The organism is Nitrospirillum amazonense (genome assembly GCF_029594735.1).
Taxonomy (GTDB): Bacteria; Pseudomonadota; Alphaproteobacteria; order Azospirillales; family Azospirillaceae; genus Nitrospirillum; species Nitrospirillum amazonense.
Genome location: NZ_JARPAF010000002.1, coordinates 2716228 through 2716999, shown reverse-complemented (window position 1 = coordinate 2716999; position 772 = coordinate 2716228). Strand labels below are relative to the sequence as shown.

General features: G+C 61.9%; 1 tRNA gene. It reads left to right on the top strand.

What is annotated here, in order from left to right:
- Positions 1 to 529: 529 nt before the first annotated feature.
- Positions 530 to 606: transfer RNA gene (locus P5F91_RS18520), tRNA-Met, on the top strand.
- Positions 607 to 772 lie beyond the last annotated feature (166 nt).

Below are 772 nucleotides of genomic sequence, written 5' to 3'. Positions count from 1 at the left end.
GTAGACAGGGCGTGGGTGAGGTCACTATAACCCCGTTCACCGACGCGGCGGGCGACAACGAACGGCGCGACGGCGAAGCGATCCCTGAGTTCTGGCGGTGACGCTGGTGGATGATGGGGTTGCGGACCAGGCGATAAGCTCCAGCGATGGGGTCGCGGGTCGATACGGAATTTGCCCTTCCTGTCCGGGTTTGGGTTGGTCCTTACGGGGATCGGCCAGGGACGGGGTTGTGGTTGTCGGCGCTATTTGCGTTTGGGCCACGGGTTCTTGAACAAGTGAACGTCTTGAGAAGGGATGCGCAGACGGCGGTTCCGATGCTGGGTCCAGTACGGGCACACAATGGAAACGATCGAAGCGCATCTTAAGAACATGCTCTGAAAATGTCCCCTCAGCGATGAGGGGAACAGGAACGGACTTGGGTTTGAGGTGCCGACTGAGGTTGGTTTCCGTCGAGGTTCTTTCGCGCCCAAGCCGCCCTGCCGCTCAACAGACCCTCATCGCAATGCCCGCCTCCCCCAGCACCCATTCCCGCGGGGTGGAGCAGCCCGGTAGCTCGTCAGGCTCATAACCTGAAGGCCGCAGGTTCAAATCCTGCCCCCGCAACCAATCGCAAAGGCCTCCATGTGTAAGCATGGGGGCCTTTGCGATTCTGGCTCCAGGCTGAGAAGTGACCCTGGGGAGGGAGCAGGTTCAGCCAAGGGGCCGCCGGGCGGGAGCCCGGCGAAACAGCCCCGAAGGCCAGCGCAGCTAAATCCTGCCCCCGCAACCAAAT